This window comes from Cupriavidus sp. 01T418 (assembly GCF_056398885.1).
Window position 1 is genome coordinate 39,285 of sequence record NZ_JBFTQG010000014.1, and the last position, 18,727, is coordinate 58,011.

At 65.0% G+C, this 18,727-nt stretch carries 18 protein-coding genes; 17 read left to right on the top strand and 1 reads right to left on the bottom strand.

Annotated features, from left to right (window positions below):
• Positions 1 to 539 precede the first annotated feature (539 nt).
• From AC1DQ3_RS16365 to AC1DQ3_RS16445, 17 genes are all read left to right on the top strand, one after another.
• Positions 540 to 863: an RNA chaperone Hfq gene (locus AC1DQ3_RS16365; protein WP_477121212.1), complete on the top strand. Its 324-nt coding sequence runs from the start codon at positions 540 to 542 to the stop codon at positions 861 to 863.
• Between the two features lie 226 nt (positions 864 to 1,089).
• Entirely contained in the window at positions 1,090 to 2,418 is a 1,329-nt protein-coding gene (locus AC1DQ3_RS16370; RefSeq protein ID WP_477121213.1) for a FliC/FljB family flagellin, read from the top strand.
• Positions 2,419 to 2,562: 144 nt separating this feature from the next.
• Entirely contained in the window at positions 2,563 to 2,940 is a 378-nt protein-coding gene (locus AC1DQ3_RS16375; protein ID WP_477121214.1) for a flagellar protein FlaG, read from the top strand.
• Positions 2,941 to 2,982: 42 nt separating this feature from the next.
• Complete coding sequence (gene fliD / locus AC1DQ3_RS16380; RefSeq protein WP_477121215.1) at positions 2,983 to 4,449, top strand: flagellar filament capping protein FliD; 1,467 nt, start codon at positions 2,983 to 2,985, stop codon at positions 4,447 to 4,449.
• 49 nt (positions 4,450 to 4,498) lie between these two features.
• Positions 4,499 to 4,945: a flagellar export chaperone FliS gene (gene fliS / locus AC1DQ3_RS16385; RefSeq protein ID WP_477121216.1), complete on the top strand. Its 447-nt coding sequence runs from the start codon at positions 4,499 to 4,501 to the stop codon at positions 4,943 to 4,945.
• A gap of 1 nt (position 4,946) precedes the next feature.
• Positions 4,947 to 5,282, top strand: a complete 336-nt coding sequence (locus AC1DQ3_RS16390; protein WP_477121217.1) for a flagellar protein FliT — start codon at positions 4,947 to 4,949, stop codon at positions 5,280 to 5,282.
• Positions 5,283 to 5,290: 8 nt separating this feature from the next.
• Positions 5,291 to 6,598 carry a flagellar hook-length control protein FliK gene (gene fliK, locus AC1DQ3_RS16395; RefSeq protein ID WP_477121218.1) on the top strand — a complete coding sequence of 436 codons (1,308 nt, stop codon included), beginning with the start codon at positions 5,291 to 5,293 and terminating at the stop codon, positions 6,596 to 6,598.
• Positions 6,595 to 6,918: an EscU/YscU/HrcU family type III secretion system export apparatus switch protein gene (locus AC1DQ3_RS16400; RefSeq protein WP_477121219.1), complete on the top strand. Its 324-nt coding sequence runs from the start codon at positions 6,595 to 6,597 to the stop codon at positions 6,916 to 6,918. Before fliK ends, AC1DQ3_RS16400 begins: the two co-directional genes overlap by 4 nt.
• A gap of 240 nt (positions 6,919 to 7,158) precedes the next feature.
• Complete coding sequence (locus AC1DQ3_RS16405) at positions 7,159 to 9,402, top strand: O-linked N-acetylglucosamine transferase, SPINDLY family protein (protein ID WP_477121220.1); 2,244 nt, start codon at positions 7,159 to 7,161, stop codon at positions 9,400 to 9,402.
• Between the two features lie 111 nt (positions 9,403 to 9,513).
• On the top strand, positions 9,514 to 11,739 hold the full coding sequence (locus AC1DQ3_RS16410) for an O-linked N-acetylglucosamine transferase family protein (protein ID WP_477121221.1): 2,226 nt from the start codon (positions 9,514 to 9,516) through the stop codon (positions 11,737 to 11,739).
• Complete coding sequence (gene rfbF / locus AC1DQ3_RS16415) at positions 11,736 to 12,509, top strand: glucose-1-phosphate cytidylyltransferase (protein WP_477121222.1); 774 nt, start codon at positions 11,736 to 11,738, stop codon at positions 12,507 to 12,509. The genes AC1DQ3_RS16410 and rfbF overlap by 4 nt, the downstream gene beginning before the upstream one ends.
• Positions 12,510 to 12,514: 5 nt before the next feature.
• Entirely contained in the window at positions 12,515 to 13,573 is a 1,059-nt protein-coding gene (rfbG, locus tag AC1DQ3_RS16420) for a CDP-glucose 4,6-dehydratase (protein WP_477121223.1), read from the top strand.
• Entirely contained in the window at positions 13,570 to 14,844 is a 1,275-nt protein-coding gene (locus AC1DQ3_RS16425; protein ID WP_477121224.1) for a methyltransferase domain-containing protein, read from the top strand. The genes rfbG and AC1DQ3_RS16425 overlap by 4 nt, the downstream gene beginning before the upstream one ends.
• On the top strand, positions 14,841 to 15,386 hold the full coding sequence (gene rfbC, locus AC1DQ3_RS16430; RefSeq protein WP_477121225.1) for a dTDP-4-dehydrorhamnose 3,5-epimerase: 546 nt from the start codon (positions 14,841 to 14,843) through the stop codon (positions 15,384 to 15,386). Before AC1DQ3_RS16425 ends, rfbC begins: the two co-directional genes overlap by 4 nt.
• A gap of 130 nt (positions 15,387 to 15,516) precedes the next feature.
• A complete protein-coding gene (locus AC1DQ3_RS16435; RefSeq protein WP_477121226.1) occupies positions 15,517 to 16,587 on the top strand; it encodes an FkbM family methyltransferase in 1,071 nt (356 codons plus the stop codon).
• A 20-nt stretch (positions 16,588 to 16,607) separates the two neighbouring features.
• A complete protein-coding gene (locus tag AC1DQ3_RS16440) occupies positions 16,608 to 17,417 on the top strand; it encodes an NAD-dependent epimerase/dehydratase family protein (RefSeq protein WP_477121227.1) in 810 nt (269 codons plus the stop codon).
• Positions 17,408 to 18,061 (top strand): LbetaH domain-containing protein, encoded by a 654-nt coding sequence (locus AC1DQ3_RS16445; RefSeq protein WP_477121228.1) that lies wholly within the window; start codon positions 17,408 to 17,410, stop codon positions 18,059 to 18,061. The genes AC1DQ3_RS16440 and AC1DQ3_RS16445 overlap by 10 nt, the downstream gene beginning before the upstream one ends.
• A gap of 122 nt (positions 18,062 to 18,183) precedes the next feature.
• On the opposite strand, the gene fliE is transcribed toward AC1DQ3_RS16445, so the two are convergent.
• The gene (gene fliE, locus AC1DQ3_RS16450) at positions 18,184 to 18,507 is read right to left on the bottom strand and encodes a flagellar hook-basal body complex protein FliE (protein WP_477121229.1); all 324 of its coding nucleotides are present in this window, start codon (positions 18,505 to 18,507) and stop codon (positions 18,184 to 18,186) included.
• Between the last annotated feature and the right edge of the window lie 220 nt (positions 18,508 to 18,727).

The window sequence follows — 18,727 nt, forward strand, 5'->3', positions numbered from 1 at the left end:
ATAAAGGCAAAAGGCCCGGCAGTTCGAACGATTGGCGGGATGTTACCTGTCGTCTAATGTCATCAGGCACTCTGAAGTACGTCCAGCGGCGCATGCGGCCAAAGGCGCACAACCAAACAAGTGGGCGCAAAAAAAAGCCCACGTGCGGGGTGCTCGTAGGCTTTCCAGGACTGCTATTGAGCCGAAAGGCTCATTAGCGAATATAGCCCTGCTTATATGAGGTGTAAATCCAATTTCTATCAGGGAAAACTCTGATGGCAAACGTGCCGACGATGGCACAAAAGTGACTAATACCCGGCACGGGAACCTCGCGGCGGCAGGCCAGGGTCACCTTGTCGCCCGCAAACCCATGCCACATGGGGTGCGGGCGCTGGTGGCGTTGGGATTCGCAACACAAGCAAGCATCGGTCCACATGCGAGCCTTGTGCTGCAATCGTTGCATTAGAGGAAAATCTCTATATGAGGCGCCCCCATGCCCAGGCCCGGTTATTGGACCGTTGCCAACCGCCAGAACCCGCGCGGGCTCTTCCGGAGAAGTTGTGAACAAGAAGGAAACCAGGATCAATCGGCCGAGCCGGAAACTGCAGCATCTGCAACTCTCCACCCACAGCGCAAGTCGCCATCCTGTCGTCGTGCACCTGTTCAACGGAATCCGCCTGCACGGCGTGATCCTGGCCGCGGACAACTATATGGTGTTGCTGGCCGAAACGCCGCATGACCCGCAGCCGCAGATCCTCTACAAGCACTCCATTGCAGTGATCACGCCCGCCAATGCGCCCGAGGCCACGGCCGGCGTGCCTGCGGCGGAAACCTCGCAGGACTTTGTCAGTTTGTATACGCCGCGCACCCGCAAGCGCCGCTAGGCGCCGCCGGGGGCGCCGGGCCAGCCCGTCCGGGCTCGCATGCGCACCCCCGATCCGCACCCCGGTTTCAATCCATCGCAAAGTTCAAAGATCACTCTAAATCTTTTCCGGCGCCAACCGATAACCCAAACAACGGTGGCACTTCTCGCCCTGCTTTGCTAGGCAGCCAGCGTTGCGGCGATAGCCGGATTGCACTACCTACTGTCAAAAAAATAGGAGTTGTACCATGTCGATGACCATCAATACCAACACGTTGTCTCTGATGACGCAGAACAACCTGAACTCGTCGCAGGCATCGCTGAACACCGCGATCCAGCGCCTGTCGTCGGGTCTGCGTATCAACAGCGCCAAGGACGACGCCGCCGGCCAGGCGATTGCCAACCGCTTCTCCTCCAACATCAACGGCCTGACCCAAGCCCAGCGCAACTCCAACGACGGCATCTCGTTGGCGCAAACCACGGAAGGCGCGCTGAACGAAGTCAACAACAACCTGCAAGCGATCCGTACCCTGTCCGTCCAAGCCGCAACGGGCAGCAACTCCTCAAGCGACCTGCAATCGATCCAGGACGAAATCACCCAGCGTCTGGCTGAAATCGACCGCACTTCGCAACAAACCGACTTCAACGGCGTGAAGGTCCTGTCGTCCACCGCTGCGCCCCTGAGCGTGCAAGTTGGCGCGCAAGACGGCCAGACCATCTCGATCGGCCTGCAAGAAATCAGCTCGAAGACCCTGGGCATGACCGGTTTCACGGTGGCCAAGAACTCGTTGAGCACCAGCGCAGCCATCACCACGGTTGCCGCTGGCACGGGCTCCGCACCGGTTTCCGTCAACCTGACCTCGGCTGCCAACGCGCTGTCCGCCCTCGTCGGCTCGACCGTCAACGCCAGCTCCCTGACGCTGAACAACGTGCTGAATACCGCCGGCAACGCCACCAGCAACTACGTGGTCAAGTACGGCAACGACAACTACGCTGCCTCGGTCGACACCGCCACCGGCAACGTCACCCTGAACAAGGTCAACCTGACGGTCGGCGATACCGCCAACGGCAACTCCGGCAACACCGTCACTGGCCAGTTGGTCAAGGTCGGCGCTGACACCAGCGGCGCTGCTGTCGCCTACGTCACCCAGGGCGGCAACAACTACGCGCTGTCGGCGGGTACGCAAGCCGGCGCCCAGGCCAACGGCGGCTCGACGACCACGGCCGTCACCGACGGAACCGCCATCCAGCTGAGCACCGCCGGCAGCGCCACCGCCAGCACCCAGTTCACCGGTTCGGGCAGCACCAACCCGCTGGCCCTGATCGACAAGGCGCTGGCCACGGTCGACAAGCTGCGCAGCTCGCTTGGCGCAGTGCAAAACCGCTTCAACTCGGCCATCTCGAACCTGGGCTCGGCTGTGACCAACCTGTCGGCTTCGCGCTCGCGGATCCAGGACGCTGACTATGCGACCGAAGTGTCGAACATGTCGCGCGCCCAGATCCTGCAACAAGCTGGTACCTCTGTGCTGGCCCAGGCCAACCAGTCGAACCAGGGCGTGCTGTCGCTGCTGCGTTAATCGTAGCAACAGACGGCAGTCTCCTGGCAGGACGGGCCCTACCCGGGCCCGTCCTGCCGGGAATGCTTCCAGAGCGGTCTCCGCTCTGAAAGCGTTTCCACCGGAGCCTTTCGTGCACCGGCCCAACCGTTGCGAAGACAGATCATGATCAGCTCGACCGAACCGCTACTGCCAATGACGGCGACCCAGTCCGTCAGCCCATTATCGTCCGTGAATGCGGCTGGAGCAGCGGCAGCCGCCGCGGGGGCGGGTGCGCATGCGGCAGGGCCAAAGCCGGCGAACGGCTCCCATGCGCCCGCCAGCGGCGAGCTGGACAGCGCGCTCAAAAGCATCAACGATGCGCTGCAGGCCACCCCGCTCGAGGTACGCGTCAGCATGGACAGAACCACGCACCGTCTGGTGACGAGCGTCGTGGACAAGACCAACGGCGAGACCATCCGCCAGTTCCCCTCAAAAGAAGTCCTGCGCATCATCCGCGCCATCGATAAACTGCAGGGCTTGCTGATTCATCAAACCGCCTGAACGGGCGATCTTCCCCCGTAGAAACCAACCACAGGTCCAAACATGAGTTCAACGAGTGTATCGAGTTCAACCAGCTCACCGATTTCGTCGCTTGGCGTTGGCTCCGGGCTGGACCTGAGCACCCTGCTGAGCAATCTGCAGACGGCGGAGCAAGGCAAACTCACCCCCATCACCAACCAGCAGACCGCTGCCAATACCAAGCTGTCGGCCTATGGCGTGCTGCAGGGCGCGCTGGCGTCGTTCCAGACGATTTCCGCCGCGCTGGGCACGGCCAGCCTGTACAACAGCACCACCACCTCGTCCAGCAACACCAGCGTGCTCACCACCACGGCGGACAGCACCGCGGTGGCGGGCAGCTACGCGGTCAGCGTCTCGCAGTTGGCCCAGGCGCAAACGCTGGTCTCGAACGGCGTCGTCGACAGCACCGGCCTGCAGCTGGGCAGCGCCACCATCCAGATCCAGTTCGGCACCACCGCCACCAGCGGCGGCACCACCACCTTTACACCCGGCAGCACCCCGGCAGCGTCAATCAATATCAACGGCACCAACGACACGCTCAGCGGGATCCGCGACGCCATCAATGCCGCCAACGCCGGCGTTACCGCCAGCATCGTCAATGACGGCAGCGGCACGCCCTATCACCTGGTGGTGACCTCGAATACCACCGGTGCGGCTTCCAGCATGAGCATTTCAGTCAGCAGCAACGGCAGTGGCGACCCCACCACCATCAGCAACCTGCTGACGTATAACCCGGGCGGCACCACCGCAATGACGCAGAACATCGCGGCACAGAACGCCAAACTTACCATCAACGGCCTGGCGGTCACCAGCGCCTCCAACACGGTGCAGGGCGCGGCACAGGGCGTTACCCTCAACCTGGCCGCCACCGGCACCAGCAACGTCAGCGTCGCCATCAACACCGGCGCGATGGCCACCGCCGTGCAGAGCTTTGTCACCGCGTATAACACCCTGCAGTCCACGGCGGCGCAGCTCTCCTCCTACGACGCGGCCAGCAAATCCGCCGGCGTACTGCTGGGCGACTCGACCCTGCGCGTGGTCGAGAACCAGCTGCGCAACGTGATCAATACGCCGCAGACGCCCGCAGGCACCGGTGGGCTGACCAACCTGACGCAGATTGGCATCAGCTTCAACGCCGACGGCAGCATGGCACTGGATTCGAGCAAGCTGAACGCCGCCCTCGCCAGCAACCGCACGGGCGTGGCCCAGCTGTTGAGCGGTACCGACGGCAAATCGGGCTACGGCAACCAGCTCTCGGCCGCAGCGGCCGGCTTTGTCAGCACCACGGGTGCCCTGACCTCCGCCACCAACGGCGTCACCGCAACACTCAAGTCGCTGGCAACCGAGTACACCAACACACAGGACCAGATCACCGCCGCCATTGCGCAATACAAGACCGAGTTCCAGAACCTGGACACGATAATGGCGCAGATGAACTCGACCAAGAATTACCTGACGCAACAGTTCAGCTCGTCCAGCTCCAAGGGCTGATCGCAGCCGGACTGGCACACTCGTCATATCAAACTCAGGGATCGCCGCTATGTACGCACGCACCGCCGCCAATGCTTATTCCAATGTCGGCAACGAGACCGGGGCCATGAGCGCCTCTCCCCATCGCCTCATCGTCATGTTGTTCGACGGTGCGCGGGCGGCGATTGCCCGAGCCAGGTTCCATATGGAAGCAGGCAATATTGCCGGCAAGGGCAAGGCCGTCTCCCACGCCATCAGCATCGTCGAAAGCGGGCTGCGCGCCTCGCTCGATCATGGGGCCAGCGCGGAGCTGGCCGGCAATCTCGATGCGCTGTACGACTATATGACCCGGCAGCTGATGCTGGCCAACCTGCATAACGACGAGGCCCGCCTGAACGAGGTGGACAAGCTGCTGGCCGACATCGCCTCGGCCTGGAGCCAGGTCGATCCCGCGGCCGGGACGGAGCCTGCGCCTCAGGCGTTCAGGCAGACGGAAACCGTCTCCATAGGTGCCTGACATGCTGCCCCAAAAGAAACAGATCATCGCCTGCTATGAAGAACTGCTGCGCCTGTCCGGCCTGATGTGCGAGGCCGCGCGCGCGGGCCAGTGGGATACGCTGGGCACGCTGCAGACCGGATACGTCGCCCAGGTAAACACGCTGAAGAGCATCGACGACGTGGCGTCGCTGACGGCCGAAGAGCGGCGCTACCGCTACCGGATGCTGGAAACCATCCTGTCGCAGGATGCCGCCATCCGCAACCTGGTCACGCCCAGGATGGAGAAACTGGGTTACCTGCTGAATAACTCGCGCCGCCGCCAGGAACTGCATCACACCTACGGCTCACCGGCCTGATACGGCGAATGGTCGGCATCATCCTTCCGGCAGATGCAGCCCTTGCCCTGCGCGCAGACCCGCAGGCGCTCAAATCCGCCCTTACCGTAGCCAAGCTGGCCGCCCTGCAGCCTGTTGGCACCGTCACCGACACCGTGGGGCCTGCCGCGGGCGGCAACACCGTGCAGCAAGGCAGGGCCGGATCGGTCGGTACCGGCATGCCGCCCGCCCCCGACGGCGCGGCAACGGCTTCGGCGCGCGAGTCGCTCAGCACGGCCGCGCGCATCATCCTGGATATCCTGGACAGCACCGACGCCGCGCCGCTGCGCAGCGCAGTGCCTGTCGTGGCCACGCCGCCGCTCAGCGGCCAGGCCGGCTCACTGGCTGGCGCGCTGGCCCGCCAGGTTGGGCAAAGCGGCCTGTTCTATGAGTCGCATCTCGGCCAATGGCTGAACGGCAAGCGCCCGCTCGACACCCTGATGCGCGAGCCCCAGGCCATGCTGGGACGCCCGCCCGCTGCGCCGGCCAATACGGATGCCACGCAACCGGTCTTGCAGTTGACGTATCAGCCGGCTGCGGGCGCGGCGGAGCCAGCCTCGGCACAAGCCGCCGCCCAGGCGGCCGCCAGCGCCGCCAAGGCAGCTATCGCCGTGGCGGCGGATTCGGGCAGCCTCCCCGTTCCCGCGGAAAGCGCTGACGCCGACACGCCGGCACCAGCGCAGAAGCCTGCCGGCACCTATCCAGCGCCCGCTCCCAGCGCCGCCGCGAATCCGCCCACACCTTCCGCGCATCTGGCCCAGCAGGCAACCCAGGCCTACCAGGCGGCGTCCGCCACGCCAGTGCCGCGTATGCCGCATCCCACGACGGACAGCGTCGCCAGCGGACGCGCGCCGGGCAACGACCCGTTGCAGCCCGCCAGCGCCGCCGGCCCTGCCGTGCACCCTGATGCCACCACGCTGGTGCGCCAGCAGCTCGACACCCTGGCAACCCAGCAATTCCGCTGGATGGGCGAAGCGTGGCCGGGTACGCCGATGCAATGGCAGATCACGCGCGAGCAGGACGACACCCCCGGGCGTGGGGAGGGCGAGCCGGATGCCACTGCCGGCGGCGTATGGACGACCCGGCTGGTCCTGGAATTCCCCAACCTTGGCACCGTCGAAGCCCGCCTCAGGCTGAGCGGCAACGGCATCGAAGCCCGCCTTGCCGCGCCCGCCTCCGTCAACCTCCTGGCGTCGGCGCGCGCACAACTCCAGGATCGCCTCGCCGCGACCGGCCTCGATCTCACCGCACTGGCCGTGGACGGGATCTTTCCACCGGCCGGGAGCACCAGGCGGTGAAACATCCCGACGATAGCGAGCGCGGCACCGCGGTCGCGCTGCGCTACGACGAAACGCGCGACCAAAGCCCCCGCGTGGTAGCCAAGGGCTATGGCGAGGTAGCCGACGCCATCATCGCCCGCGCCCACGCGAGCGGCGTCTATGTCCACAATTCCCCCGCGCTGGTAACCCTGCTCCTGCAGGTTGACCTGGACTCGCGCATCCCGGAACAGTTGTACGTGGCCGTGGCCGAACTGCTGGCCTGGCTCTACCAGCTGGAAAAGGGCCAGGCCGAAGCCGGTTCCGCGCCGGCGCCGGATACGCGCAGCGCTCCTCGCTGAGTTCCCCGGCAGCTATCGGTCTCCCGCGCGAAAGCGCAGCATTCGCCTCACCGCTGCCCCACCTCTGGAATTGGCCTCTTTTTTGGCTTGTATTCCGGCCTCCCCGCGCCTGTCGTCCTGATAAGTTTTAGGGGCCGGAACAGCCTGGCAATCACCGCAGCAAAACCGGCTTCCCCGGTATGCAGCGGCATCGCCATTGAGCGCATTGTCTGTACCAGCCCGCCAAGACGGGCCCAACCGATGAAACCTATCCAGATTGCCCCGAAGTCGCCCCGCCAGATCGACAAGGCTCGCACGCTTTATCAGGCTGGCCAGTATCGCGCGGCGCTCAGGGAAGCCAAAAAGGCAGAGCAGATCCTTGGCAAGCGGGCCGATGCCTGCTACTGGCAGATGGCGGCCCATCTGGCGCTAGAGGATACAAAGTCGGCCCGCGAGATCCTGCGCGATGGGCTGCAGCATTTTCCTGACGACATCGAACTGATGTCCCTCGGCGGCTTCGTGCTGCTGCGCAACGGCGAGCATGAGCAAGCCAGGCAACTGCTGCAGCACTGCGTCAGCACCGAGCCCGGCTCGCTCAGCGCGTGGGTGCACTATACCGCCCTGCTGCTGGAACTGCGTGAGCCCGCCGCGGCAAAAGAGGCGGCGCTCAAGGCGCTGGCCATCAATCCGGATGAGGCCACCGCGGCGTGCAACTACGCCATCGCCCTGAAGGAAACCGGCGAAATGGGCGAAGTCATGGCCCCACTCAGGAAGGCCGTGAAGCTGGCCCCGCGCAATCTCGCCATCCGCGCCAATCTGCTGTTCGCCATGCTGTTCGCCCAGGAGACCACGGCGCTCGACCTGCTACGCGAGGCCAAGGCCTATGAAGCGCTACTGCTGGCAGGCCCCCGTTTCCCACACAACGACAGCGCGCCAAAGCGCACCAGCGGGCCGATACGGCTGGGGCTGATCTCGAACGACCTGATGCGGCACGCCTGCTCCTACTTCGTCCTGCCTCTGATCGCGAACCTGGATCGCGCGCGGGTGGAGGTGGTGGCGTTCTCGCTTCACCCGCTGAGCGACCATGTGACGGAGAAATTCCGCCTACATGCCAACCAGTTCATCGAAGTGGCCGGGAAATCGACTGCCGAGATTGTCGAGACCGTCCGCAACGAGCAGCTCGATGTGCTGATCGACCTCGGCGGGCATACCGGGACTTCACCGCTGCCCTATATGGTGCACGGACTGGCGCCGGTGCAGATGACATGGCTTGGCTATCCCGGCAGCACCGGATTGAAATCCATCCACTACCGCATCAGCGACTGGACCTGCGATCCGGAAGGATTCGAGCCGCACTATGCGGAAACCTTGCTGAGGGCGCCCGGCGTTTTTTGCACGTACGCCCCGTTGATACACAGCCCGCTCAAGGTCTACGGCCCCACGTACAGGGTCCAGGAAACGCCCGCGCTGCGCACCGGCACGGTTACCTTCGGCTCCTGCAACAACCTGGGCAAGGTCACCGACCAGACCGTGGCGCTGTGGCACACGGTGCTGGCCCGTTGCCCGGACAGCCGGTTGCTGATCGAGGCACGCGACATCGACAGCGAGGCTGTGCGTGCCCCCCTGCTGGCGCGCCTGGCCCAGGCCGGCATCGACCCGGCCCGCGTGGTCTGCGTCCCCAGGCAGGCAGCGAACCAATACCTGACCTATCACGACATCGACATCGTGCTGGACACCGTGCCCCTGACCGGCGGCACCACCACGTGCGACGCCTTGTGGATGGGCGTACCGGTGGTCACGCTGGCAGGCTCGGCCTTCCACTCGCGGATGTCCGCCAGTTTCCTGCATGCGCTCGGCCTGGACGGCCTGATCTGCCGCAATGAAGAGGAATATGCCGATGTGGCCGTGCAACTGGCTGCGGACATCGGCCAGCTCAACGCCTTGCGCCTGTCGCTGCGGCAGCGCTTCGAGCAAGGCCCCCTGGGCGACGGCGCCGCCTTCGCGCGCTGGCTCGAAGACCAGCTCACCGAAGCGGTCAAGGCTCACCGCCCGGTCGACAGCACGCCTGGCTCGCACGACGGCGTGTACTTCTCCGGCAACTGGCACACCATGGCGGAAATCGTGATTGCCGTCGCGGGATTGCTGGAGACCGGACGTCACGTGGAACTGCGGGCCCTGCTCGAGAACTTCTCCGCGAAGTGGACCAGGCACTGGATCGTTCCCTACGCGCTCGCCGAGATCGAGCATCGTAACGGGCAGCACGAGACCGCGGTCGAATACCTGATGGAAAGCATCGGCCTGCGGGCCTATCACCTGCCGCTATACCGCCTGCTTAGCGCGCGGCTCGACGAGTACCAGTACGACAAGACCATGCTTGGTGAATTCATGCTGCAACAACTCGGGGTGCCGTTGGCACTCGTCGAGCAGCAGGGTGCACCGACGGTGCTGGAAGTCCTCGGCGTCGAAGTCAGGCAGCCAGTGCAAGCCGAGCCGGCACATGCATGAGCTACCGCTTGTCCAGGGTGGAGCACGCCCCCTGGTTCATCCGCCTGGCGCCGTTGCGGCAGCATTCTGCGCGGCAATCGCCTGCCGGGCTGATCAATCCATCCTTCCCCTATGAAGAACGTCGCATCCAACGCCAAAGCGGACCGGTATATCAAGCAGGCCAAGACCAGTCATTTCGCCGGCCGCTTCGAGGAATCCATCGCCCATGCGGAGAAGGCCGGGAAGCTCGCCCCGCATCTGTTCAAACCATACTACTGGGGTGCGTTTTCCTCGCTGCAACTGCATCGTCTCGACGATGCATACCGGTTCGCACAGGAGGGATTGGCCGCGCTTCCCGGCCAGCCGGACATCATGTCCATGTGCGGCCGCATCCTCGTGGCGATGGGCAGGCTGGAGGACGGCAGGAACATGTTGCGCGACTGCGTGGCATCCCACCCGAAGTGCCTCGAGGGCTGGGCGAACTACGCCATCGTGCTGAACAATCTCGGCATGCATGCCGAGGCCAAGCAAGCATCGCTCAGGGCCATCGAGATCGCCCCGGATCATCCGGCGATCCTGGCCAACTATGCCAACGACCTGAAAAACACCGGCTTTGCCGAGGATGCGATCCGGGTGTTGCAGCGCGCCGCGGCAATCGCGCCGACCAACAAGAACATCCGCTCGAACCTGTTGTTCATGCTCCTGTTCGGCGAGAAAACGGCCGCGCAGGACCTGCTGGCCGAAGCCTCCGCGTATGCGCAAATGCTGGCGCGCGAGCGGCTGCCGAAATTGCCCGTGGAGCCCCGCCCTCGATCGGACAGGGTTCGCATCGGGATCCTGTCGAACGACTTGTACAGGCATGCTTGCGCCTATTTCCTGATCCCGCTGATCGCCAACCTCGATCGGGCCAGATTCGAGGTAGTGGCGCTTGGCCTGCACGCCTACCACGACAACGTCACGCACAAGATATCCATCTACTGCGACCGCTTTGTCAACCTGGCCAATAAGCCGGACAGCGAGATCGTCAGGATGGTCCGGGAAGAAAACGTCGATGTGCTGATTGACCTCGGGGGATATACGGGCATCTCTCCGCTGCACTACATGGCCCACGGCCTGGCTCCTGTGCAACTCACCTGGCTTGGCTATCCCGGCAGTACCGGCATGCCGGCAATCCAGCATCGCATTACCGACTGGATTGGCGATCCGGCCGGGGCCGAGCCGAACTACACCGAAAACCTGCTGCGCGCGCCGGGCCCTTTCGCCGTCTACCACCCGCTGGTTGGCAATCCGCTGACGGTCTATCAGACCGAGTACCAGGTCCGGGAAACGCCGGCGCTGCGCAATGGCTTCATTACCTTCGGCTCCTGCAATAACATCGGCAAGCTTACCGACCGGACCCTGCGGATGTGGAGCGCCGTACTGGCGCGCTGCCCCGGCAGCCGGCTGCTGGTCGAGGCGTCGGGGATCGATGCGGACGAAGTGAAGGTGCCGCTGCTGGCGCGCATGGAGCAAGCCGGCATCGACACGCAACGCGTCACCTGCATCCCCCGGGAAGGCAAGAACCAGTATCTGACCTACCACGATATCGATGTCGCACTGGATACCTCGCCGGTCACGGGCGGCACCACGACCTGCGACACGCTCTGGATGGGAGTGCCCGTGGTCTCGCTGGCCGGCCCGGCATTCCACACCCGCGTATCGGCCCCCTTCCTGCACGCCGTGGGGCTGGGAGGCCTGGTCTGCGAAACCGAGGAGGCCTACGTCGCGATGGCTACGCAGCTTGCCGCGGACGTGGAGCAGCTCAACGCGTTGCGGCTCTCCCTGCGGCATCGCTTCGAGAAGAGCGCCATCGCCGACGTGGCCGGCTTTACCCGCTGGTTCGAAGACCAGGCGACGCAACTGGTCAGCCAGCACCGGGATGTGAGCCACCTCAAGCCGCGTACGCAGGACGGCGTGTTCTGCAATGGCGCCTGGCATCCGATGGAAGAACTCGTGCTGACAATCGGTCTGCTGCTGCAGGAAGGACGCCATATCGAGCTGAACAGCCTGCTTGAGAACATGTCGGCCAAGTGGAGCAAGCACTGGCTGATCGCCTTCGCACTGGGAGAAATGGCGCAGCGCGAGGGCCGCTACGACCGCGCGCTCGAACTGCTGATGGAAGCCATCAACCTGCGTCCATACCACCTGCCGCTCTACCGCCTGCTCAGCGAGCGGATGCGCGAAGGCGGTCATGACACGAGTCCCGTGGCCGATATCCTGCAGCAGCAGTTCGGCCTCGACCTTGCCCTGATCGATCGCCAGGGCAAACCCTCAACCAACGAAATCCTGAGCATCCAGGTGCTGGAGGAAGCTGCATGAAAGCCGTCATCCTGGCGGGCGGGCTGGGTACCCGCATATCCGAAGAATCGCACCTGCGCCCCAAGCCCATGATCGAGGTCGGGGGCAAGCCAATCCTGTGGCACATCATGAAGATGTACGCCGCACATGGCATCAATGACTTCGTCATCTGCCTGGGCTACAAGGGCTACGTCATCAAGGAGTACTTCGCCAACTACTTCCTGCATATGTCGGACGTGACTTTCGACATGTCGGAAAACCGCATGGACGTGCACTTCCGCAAGGCCGAGCCGTGGCGCGTCACGCTGGTGGATACGGGTGAGGATTCGCAGACCGGCGGACGCCTGCGCCGCGTGCGCGAGTACCTGACGCCGGGCGAGCCGTTCTGCTTTACCTATGGCGACGGCGTGTCCGACATCGATCTCACCGCCGAGATCGCCTTCCACCGCAACCACGGCCGCTGGGCCACGGTTGCGGCGGTGCAGCCGCCGGGCCGCTACGGCGCCCTTGAGCGCACCAGCGAAGGCATGGTGGCCGGCTTCGCGGAGAAACCGCGCGGCGATGGCGCCTGGATCAATGGCGGCTTTTTCGTGCTGCAGCCCGAGGTGATCGACCTGATCGGCGACGACAAGACCAGTTGGGAACAGGCGCCCATGGAGGAGCTTGCGACGCGTGGGCACCTGCTGGCTTTCGAGCACCGGGGCTTCTGGCAGCCGATGGATACGCTGCGCGAAAAGAACATGCTGGAGCAGTTGTGGCAGTCCGGCGCGGCACCCTGGAAGACATGGTGACACGCATGCTTGATCGCTATACCGGCCGTTCGGTCTTCCTGACCGGCCACACCGGCTTCAAGGGCGCTTGGCTGGCACTGTGGCTGGCACGCCTGGGCGTGCGGGTGACAGGCTATGCACTGCCCCCCGATTCGCAGGCGGGCCTGTTCACCGCCGCCGGCGTCCAGGGCACCTTGCACGCCCACCATCTGGCCGACATCCGCGACGCAGGCGCACTGGCTGGCGCGTTGCAGGCAGCGCAGCCGGAGGTCGTCTTCCATCTCGCGGCACAGCCGCTGGTGGGTGCGGGCTATCGCGATCCGGTCACGAACTGGGCCACCAATGTCATGGGCACGGTCAATCTGCTGGAGGCGGTTCGCCATTGCCCGTCGGTACGCACTGTCGTCGTGGTCACCACCGACAAGTGCTACGACAACAAGGAATGGCTCTGGGGCTACCGCGAGACCGATGCCCTCGGCGGCCATGACCCCTACAGCGCCAGCAAGGCCGCCGCTGAACTGGTGACAGCGAGCTATCGCAATGCCTTTCTGGCCGAACGCGGCGTGCTGGTCGCCACCGCGCGTGCCGGCAACGTGATCGGCGGCGGCGACTGGTCCGACAATCGCCTTGTTCCGGATGCCGCACGCGCCGCCGCTGCGGGTGGCGTCCTCGCGATCCGCAATCCGCATGCCACGCGGCCCTGGCAGCATGTGCTGGAAGCCCTGCACGGCTACCTGCTGCTTGGCGCACGCCTGATGGCCGGCGAGCAGGATCTTGCCCGGGCCTTCAATTTCGGGCCGCAGGCTGCCGACAACCTGCCCGTGGGCGCCGTGCTGGCAGGCCTGCAGCGACACTGGCCCGAACTGCAGTGGGAGCATCGCCCCGACCCCACCGGCACCGCCCCGCACGAAGCCCGCAATCTTCACCTGGACTCCGCCCTGGCAAGGGGACTGCTCGGCTGGCAGCCGCGCTGGTCGCTCGACCAGGCGCTTGCGGCAACCGCCCACTGGTATCGCGCCGTGCACGAGGCCCCGGCCCACGCGCGATCCGTCACCGAACGACAAATCGAGCAATTCTGCGCATGACAGACGCCGCCCGCACCACTCACTCCAGCCATGCTGCCGCCGAACCGGCTTGCCGCGCTTGCGGCTCGTCGCTCGCGCAAACCGTGGTCGACCTCGGCTTGTCGCCGGTCTCCAACGCTTTCATCAAGGCCGGTGACACAGCCCTGGCGGAGACTTACTACCCGCTGCACGCGATGGTGTGCCAGCACTGCTGGCTGGTCCAGTTGCGCGACGCCACGCCTGCGGAAACGCATTTCCACGACGACTACGTCTATTTTTCATCGTACTCGTCTTCGTGGCTCGAGCACGCCCAGCGCTACGTGCGCGCCATGACGGACCGCTTCGGCCTTGGCGCAGACAGCCGCGTAATGGAACTGGCCAGCAACGACGGTTACCTGCTGCAGTACTTCGTCCAGGCCGGCATTCCGTGCCTGGGCGTGGAACCCACGGCGAATACCGCCGCCGCCGCGCGCGCCAGGGGCGTGGATAGCCGTGAGTTGTTCTTCGGCCGCGACACCGCGCGCGACCTGCGCCAGCAAGGCTGGGAGGTGGACCTGCTGCTCGGCAACAACGTGCTGGCGCATGTGCCGGACATCAACGACTTTGTCGGCGGCATGCCCAGCGTGCTCAAGCCGCAAGGCGTGATCACGCTGGAGTTTCCGCACCTGCTGCGCCTGATCGAGCAGAACCAGTTCGACACGCTTTATCACGAGCACTACTCCTACCTGTCCCTGTCGGCGCTGCAACCGATCTTTGCCAGGGCTGGCCTGCGTGTGTTCGATGTCGAGCACCTGCCTACCCATGGCGGCAGCCTGCGCGTGTTCGCCTGCCATGTGGTCGCCAACCATGCCACCCGCCCCGCTGTTGCCGCGGCGCTGGAAGAAGAACTCGCCGCCGGCCTTGTCTCGGCCTCGCTCTATGCGGGTTTCGCCGAACGCGTGCGCAAGGCCAAGCGAGACCTGCTCGCGTTCCTGATCGAGGCGCGCAACGCCGGCAAGCGCATCGCGGCGTATGGCGCGGCCGCCAAGGGCAATACCTTGCTCAACTACTGTGGCGCCGGCACCGATTTCATCGACTACGTGGTGGACCGCAACCCCACCAAGCAGGGCCGCCTGCTGCCCGGCACGCGCATTCCCGTGGTGGCGCCGGAGCAGGTCTTCAGCGACCGGCCCGACTACCTGTTGATCCTGCCCTGGAACATCAAGGACGAAGTCATGGCGCAGATGGCCGGCATCCGCGAATGGGGCGGCCGCTTCGTGGTTGCCATTCCGGAAACCGCGGTGTTGCCATGATATTTACACCGACCCCCATCGAGGGCGCATGGCTGGTGGACCCGGAGCCGCTGGCGGACGAGCGCGGCTTCTTTGCGCGCACGGTGTGCGTGGACGCGTTTGCCGAACGCGGGCTCAACGGCCGCTTCGTGCAGCAAAGCGTGTCGCGCAATACGCGCGCCGGCATCCTGCGCGGCATGCATATCCAGTACGAGCCGGCCGGCGAGGACAAGCTCGTGCGCGTTACCACCGGCGCCATCTTCGATGCCATCCTGGACCTGCGCCCGTACTCGCCGAGCTACCGGCAATGGTACTCGGTGGAGCTGTCGGCGCAAAACCAGCGCTCGCTCTATATCCCCAGAGGTGTCGCGCATGGCTTCCAGACGCAGACCGAGCTGTCGGAGGTCTTCTACCAGATGACCGTGCCCTTCGCGCCCGCCCATAGCGGCGGCGTGCGCTGGGACGACCCCGAGATCGGCATCGCCTGGCCTCCTTGCGATACACGTCTGATCTCAGCCAGGGACCTGGCGCTGCCATCMTTCGCGGCACTCGGCTCTTCCTGAATTCCGACTCGTCGAATCGAATCGAATCGAATCGAAGCGAATCGAATCGTCGAATCATCAGCATCAGCATCAGCATCAGCATCAACATCAACCGGTCACCGACCAACCAGCCAAACTTCGGAGCCATACAATGAGTACCGATCAATTGCAGAAACTGTCCAAAGCCCTGCGCGAAGTTGGCACCAGCGCGGCCGCGCGCGACCGGCTGGTCGCGCTGTGCAAGAGCATCGAGCAGGATCTTTCCGCCTACGAAGGCAGCGTGCGCGATGACATCACCGGCCCCATCGTCGATGCCATGTACAACGACGAGTCCCGCCTGCGCAAGACGCTGGCCGACGGCACGGTGTTCGAATTCCTCTACCGCACCAAGATCGCGCGCGATTTCCTGATGAGCACGCCGGCGCAGCCGGACCACGTGTGGGAGCCGCAGACCACCAAGCTGCTGGTCAAGCTGTGCCGGCAAGGCGGCAACGCGGTGATCGGGGGCGCTTACTTTGGCGACCAGGTGATCCTGATGGCAAAACAGCTGGCCGCCGCCGGCGGTGCCTGCCACGCCTTCGAGCCCAATGCCGACCAGCTCGGCATGCTGCGCAACAACGCCCGGCTCAACAACGTGGAGAACATCCATAGCTGGCGCCTGGGCCTGTGGTCCGACAGCAGCACCCAGTTGCGCCTGGTCGGCAACGACTCCTTCGCCCACGCCGAGCGCGCCGATGTCGCCGCCGGCGACGACACCTTCGCCACCATCACCATCGACGACTACTGCGCGCAGCAGAAGCTGGACAAACTCAGCCTGATCATGCTGGACATCGAAGGCGCCGAGCTGGACGTGTTCAAGGGCGCGCGCGCGCAGTTGTCGCGCCCGGCGCCCGACGCGCCCAACATCGTGTTCGAGGTGCACCGCCACTATGTGGACTGGAGCAAGGGCCTGGAGAACGCCGAGATCATCCAGTCGCTGCGGGGCTTTGGCTACACCGTGTTCGCCGTGCGCGACTTCAACTCCAACGTGGACATGGCCGGCCGCCCGATCGAGCTGATCCCGGTCGACGAGGTCTACCTGGAAGGCCCGGCACACGGCTTCAACATGGTGGCGGTCAAGGATCCGGCCCTGCTGCAGGGCGCGGACTTCTCCGTCTGCCATGGCGTGAGCCCCAAGCTGTTGTGGCACCGCGACCCGGCCCTGCATCACCCGCTGTCGTGAGCCGCTCGATCCCTGGCTCCATGCCTTGTACCGTGATCGGTGGCGCCGGCTTTGTCGGCCAGCGCCTGGTCCAGGCGCTGCGCCAGGCCGGGCATGAAGTCCATGTGCCCGGCCGCGACGACCCCGGCCTGCTGACGCGCGAGCTCGGCCGCGTGTTCTATTGCGCCGGCCTGACCGCCGACTTCGCCGCACGCCCCTTCGATACGGTCGAGGCCCATGTCGGCCTGCTGGCCCGGCTGCTGCAAGCGGGCCGCTGGGATCACCTGGTCTATCTCTCGTCGACCCGCGTGTACGACAGCGCCGCGCTGCCGGTGGGCGACGAAGCCGGTGCGCTGACGCTGCAGCCGGCCAATCCGCGGCACCTGTACGATCTATCCAAGGCGCTGGGCGAGAACCTGTGCCTGACGCTGGCTCCCGAGCGTACGGCCGTGGCGCGGCTGTCCTGCGTCTTCGACTGGTCGGCTGGCTCGCCAGGCTTCCTGTCCGAATGGCTGCAGCGCGCGTCGGCTGAACGGGAGTTCCTGCTCGACAGCGACGCGGCCTTCGTGCGCGACTATATCCATCTCGACGACGTGGTGCAGGCACTGGCGGCCATGTCGGCACAGGGTGCGCAAGGCATCTTCAATGTGGCCAGCGGGGCCAACGTCTCCAATGGCGAATTGGCCGACGCGTTCAACCGCGCTGGCTGGGACGTGAGACTGGCCAGGTCCACCCGTGCGCAGCCGGCCGCGGTCTGCAGCGTGGCGCGCCTGCGCGCCCTTGGCGTGGCGCCGCGCGACGTACGCGAGGTACTGGACGCTTACCTGGAAGGAATACGAACGTGGAACTGATCGACCAGACCCCGGAGAGCCTCGCCGTCTACACCTGCGCCCAGGTCGCGGCGCTGGTACCGGACGGCAAGGCGGACACCCTGCTGCCGTTGATAAAGCGCCACCAGGCGGAAGCGCTGGCCAGGGTGGAGCGCTGCATCGGCGCGGTGCGCATGTGGCAGCCAGGCCGCTTCAACTATCTGCACTCCAGCCAGTACTGCCAGTATCTCTACTACCTCGCCAACACGATCTGGCGCAACGAGGGCGACGCAAAGGCCTGCACGCGGCTGTTCCTGCTGAACAAGGCGCTCAACGGCATCGACATGTTCTATGAGATCGAGCTGCCGGAAGTCTTTTTCATCGGGCACTCCGTCGGCATCGTGCTGGCAAAAGCCACCTACGGCAATTACCTGGTCCTGTACCAGAACTCCACGGTCGGCAAGAACCACGGCGCGGCGCCGGTGATCGGCGATGGCGTGGTGATGTACCCCAATACGGCCATCATCGGGCGCAGCCACGTGGGGAGTGGGTCGGTCATTGCCCAGGGCGTGAGCGTGATCAACCGCGACACGCCAGGGAACTGCCTGGTCTACGCCGGCAACGCCGGCGATCTGGTGTGCAAGCCGGCGCGGGAGCCTGCAGCGCAGGAGTATTTCCGCATCTGATAGCGGCAGGCCGCCTCAGCCCTTTGCTGCCCGGCAAAAAAACAAGCCCCCTGCCCGCGCTGGCGGACACAGGGGGCTTGTTCTCTCCCGCAGGCCATCCAACCGCCCGCAGCCGCGGCCGCTTAGATCGTCATGCTCATCATTTCCTGATAGGCCGACGTCAATCGGTTCCGCACCTGCACCGCGGTCTGGAACGAGACATTGGCCTTCTGCATATCGATCATCACATTATTGAGCGAAACTCCCGGCTTGCCCAATTCAAACGCATCAGCCTGCGCGGAGGCTTTCTCCTGCACACTGCTGACCCGCGCCAGCGAACGCTGTAGTTCACCGGCAAAGCCGCCCGGCGCAGCAGCGGACGTAGCCTGGCTTTCCTGCCCGGTAGCGCTCTGCGCCAGTCCGCGCAGTTGCTGCAACATGCCGTCGATGGAAGAGATGATAGTCATGGCGATCCGCTTGGAACCCGCCCCGCCCCAAGGCCAGCCTTGGCTGCCCGGGGGGAGACCGGTTCGAGAAAAAGACATTTAGAGGGTTGCGCCGGGCACCCGCCCGGGCCGCTGCCGGCCAACCTGCCGCAATGCGCCGCGCATGCCGCAAATACCGCATCCGCGCGTGCCGCCTGTGCCAGCCCCCGAAGCGTACCCGCGGCGCCGGCCGGGTCATTGC

Coding starts and splice junctions, on each gene's coding strand:
- AC1DQ3_RS16370 (WP_477121213.1), top strand. CDS start 1,090: ATGTCGATGACCATCAATACCAACACGTTGTCTCTGATGACGCAGAAC.
- AC1DQ3_RS16435 (WP_477121226.1), top strand. CDS start 15,517: ATGAGTACCGATCAATTGCAGAAACTGTCCAAAGCCCTGCGCGAAGTT.
- fliD (WP_477121215.1), top strand. CDS start 2,983: ATGAGTTCAACGAGTGTATCGAGTTCAACCAGCTCACCGATTTCGTCG.
- AC1DQ3_RS16425 (WP_477121224.1), top strand. CDS start 13,570: ATGACAGACGCCGCCCGCACCACTCACTCCAGCCATGCTGCCGCCGAA.
- AC1DQ3_RS16405 (WP_477121220.1), top strand. CDS start 7,159: ATGAAACCTATCCAGATTGCCCCGAAGTCGCCCCGCCAGATCGACAAG.
- rfbG (WP_477121223.1), top strand. CDS start 12,515: ATGCTTGATCGCTATACCGGCCGTTCGGTCTTCCTGACCGGCCACACC.
- AC1DQ3_RS16440 (WP_477121227.1), top strand. CDS start 16,608: ATGCCTTGTACCGTGATCGGTGGCGCCGGCTTTGTCGGCCAGCGCCTG.
- fliE (WP_477121229.1), bottom strand. CDS start 18,507: ATGACTATCATCTCTTCCATCGACGGCATGTTGCAGCAACTGCGCGGA.
- AC1DQ3_RS16390 (WP_477121217.1), top strand. CDS start 4,947: ATGCTGCCCCAAAAGAAACAGATCATCGCCTGCTATGAAGAACTGCTG.
- fliS (WP_477121216.1), top strand. CDS start 4,499: ATGTACGCACGCACCGCCGCCAATGCTTATTCCAATGTCGGCAACGAG.
- AC1DQ3_RS16375 (WP_477121214.1), top strand. CDS start 2,563: ATGATCAGCTCGACCGAACCGCTACTGCCAATGACGGCGACCCAGTCC.
- fliK (WP_477121218.1), top strand. CDS start 5,291: ATGGTCGGCATCATCCTTCCGGCAGATGCAGCCCTTGCCCTGCGCGCA.
- rfbF (WP_477121222.1), top strand. CDS start 11,736: ATGAAAGCCGTCATCCTGGCGGGCGGGCTGGGTACCCGCATATCCGAA.
- AC1DQ3_RS16410 (WP_477121221.1), top strand. CDS start 9,514: ATGAAGAACGTCGCATCCAACGCCAAAGCGGACCGGTATATCAAGCAG.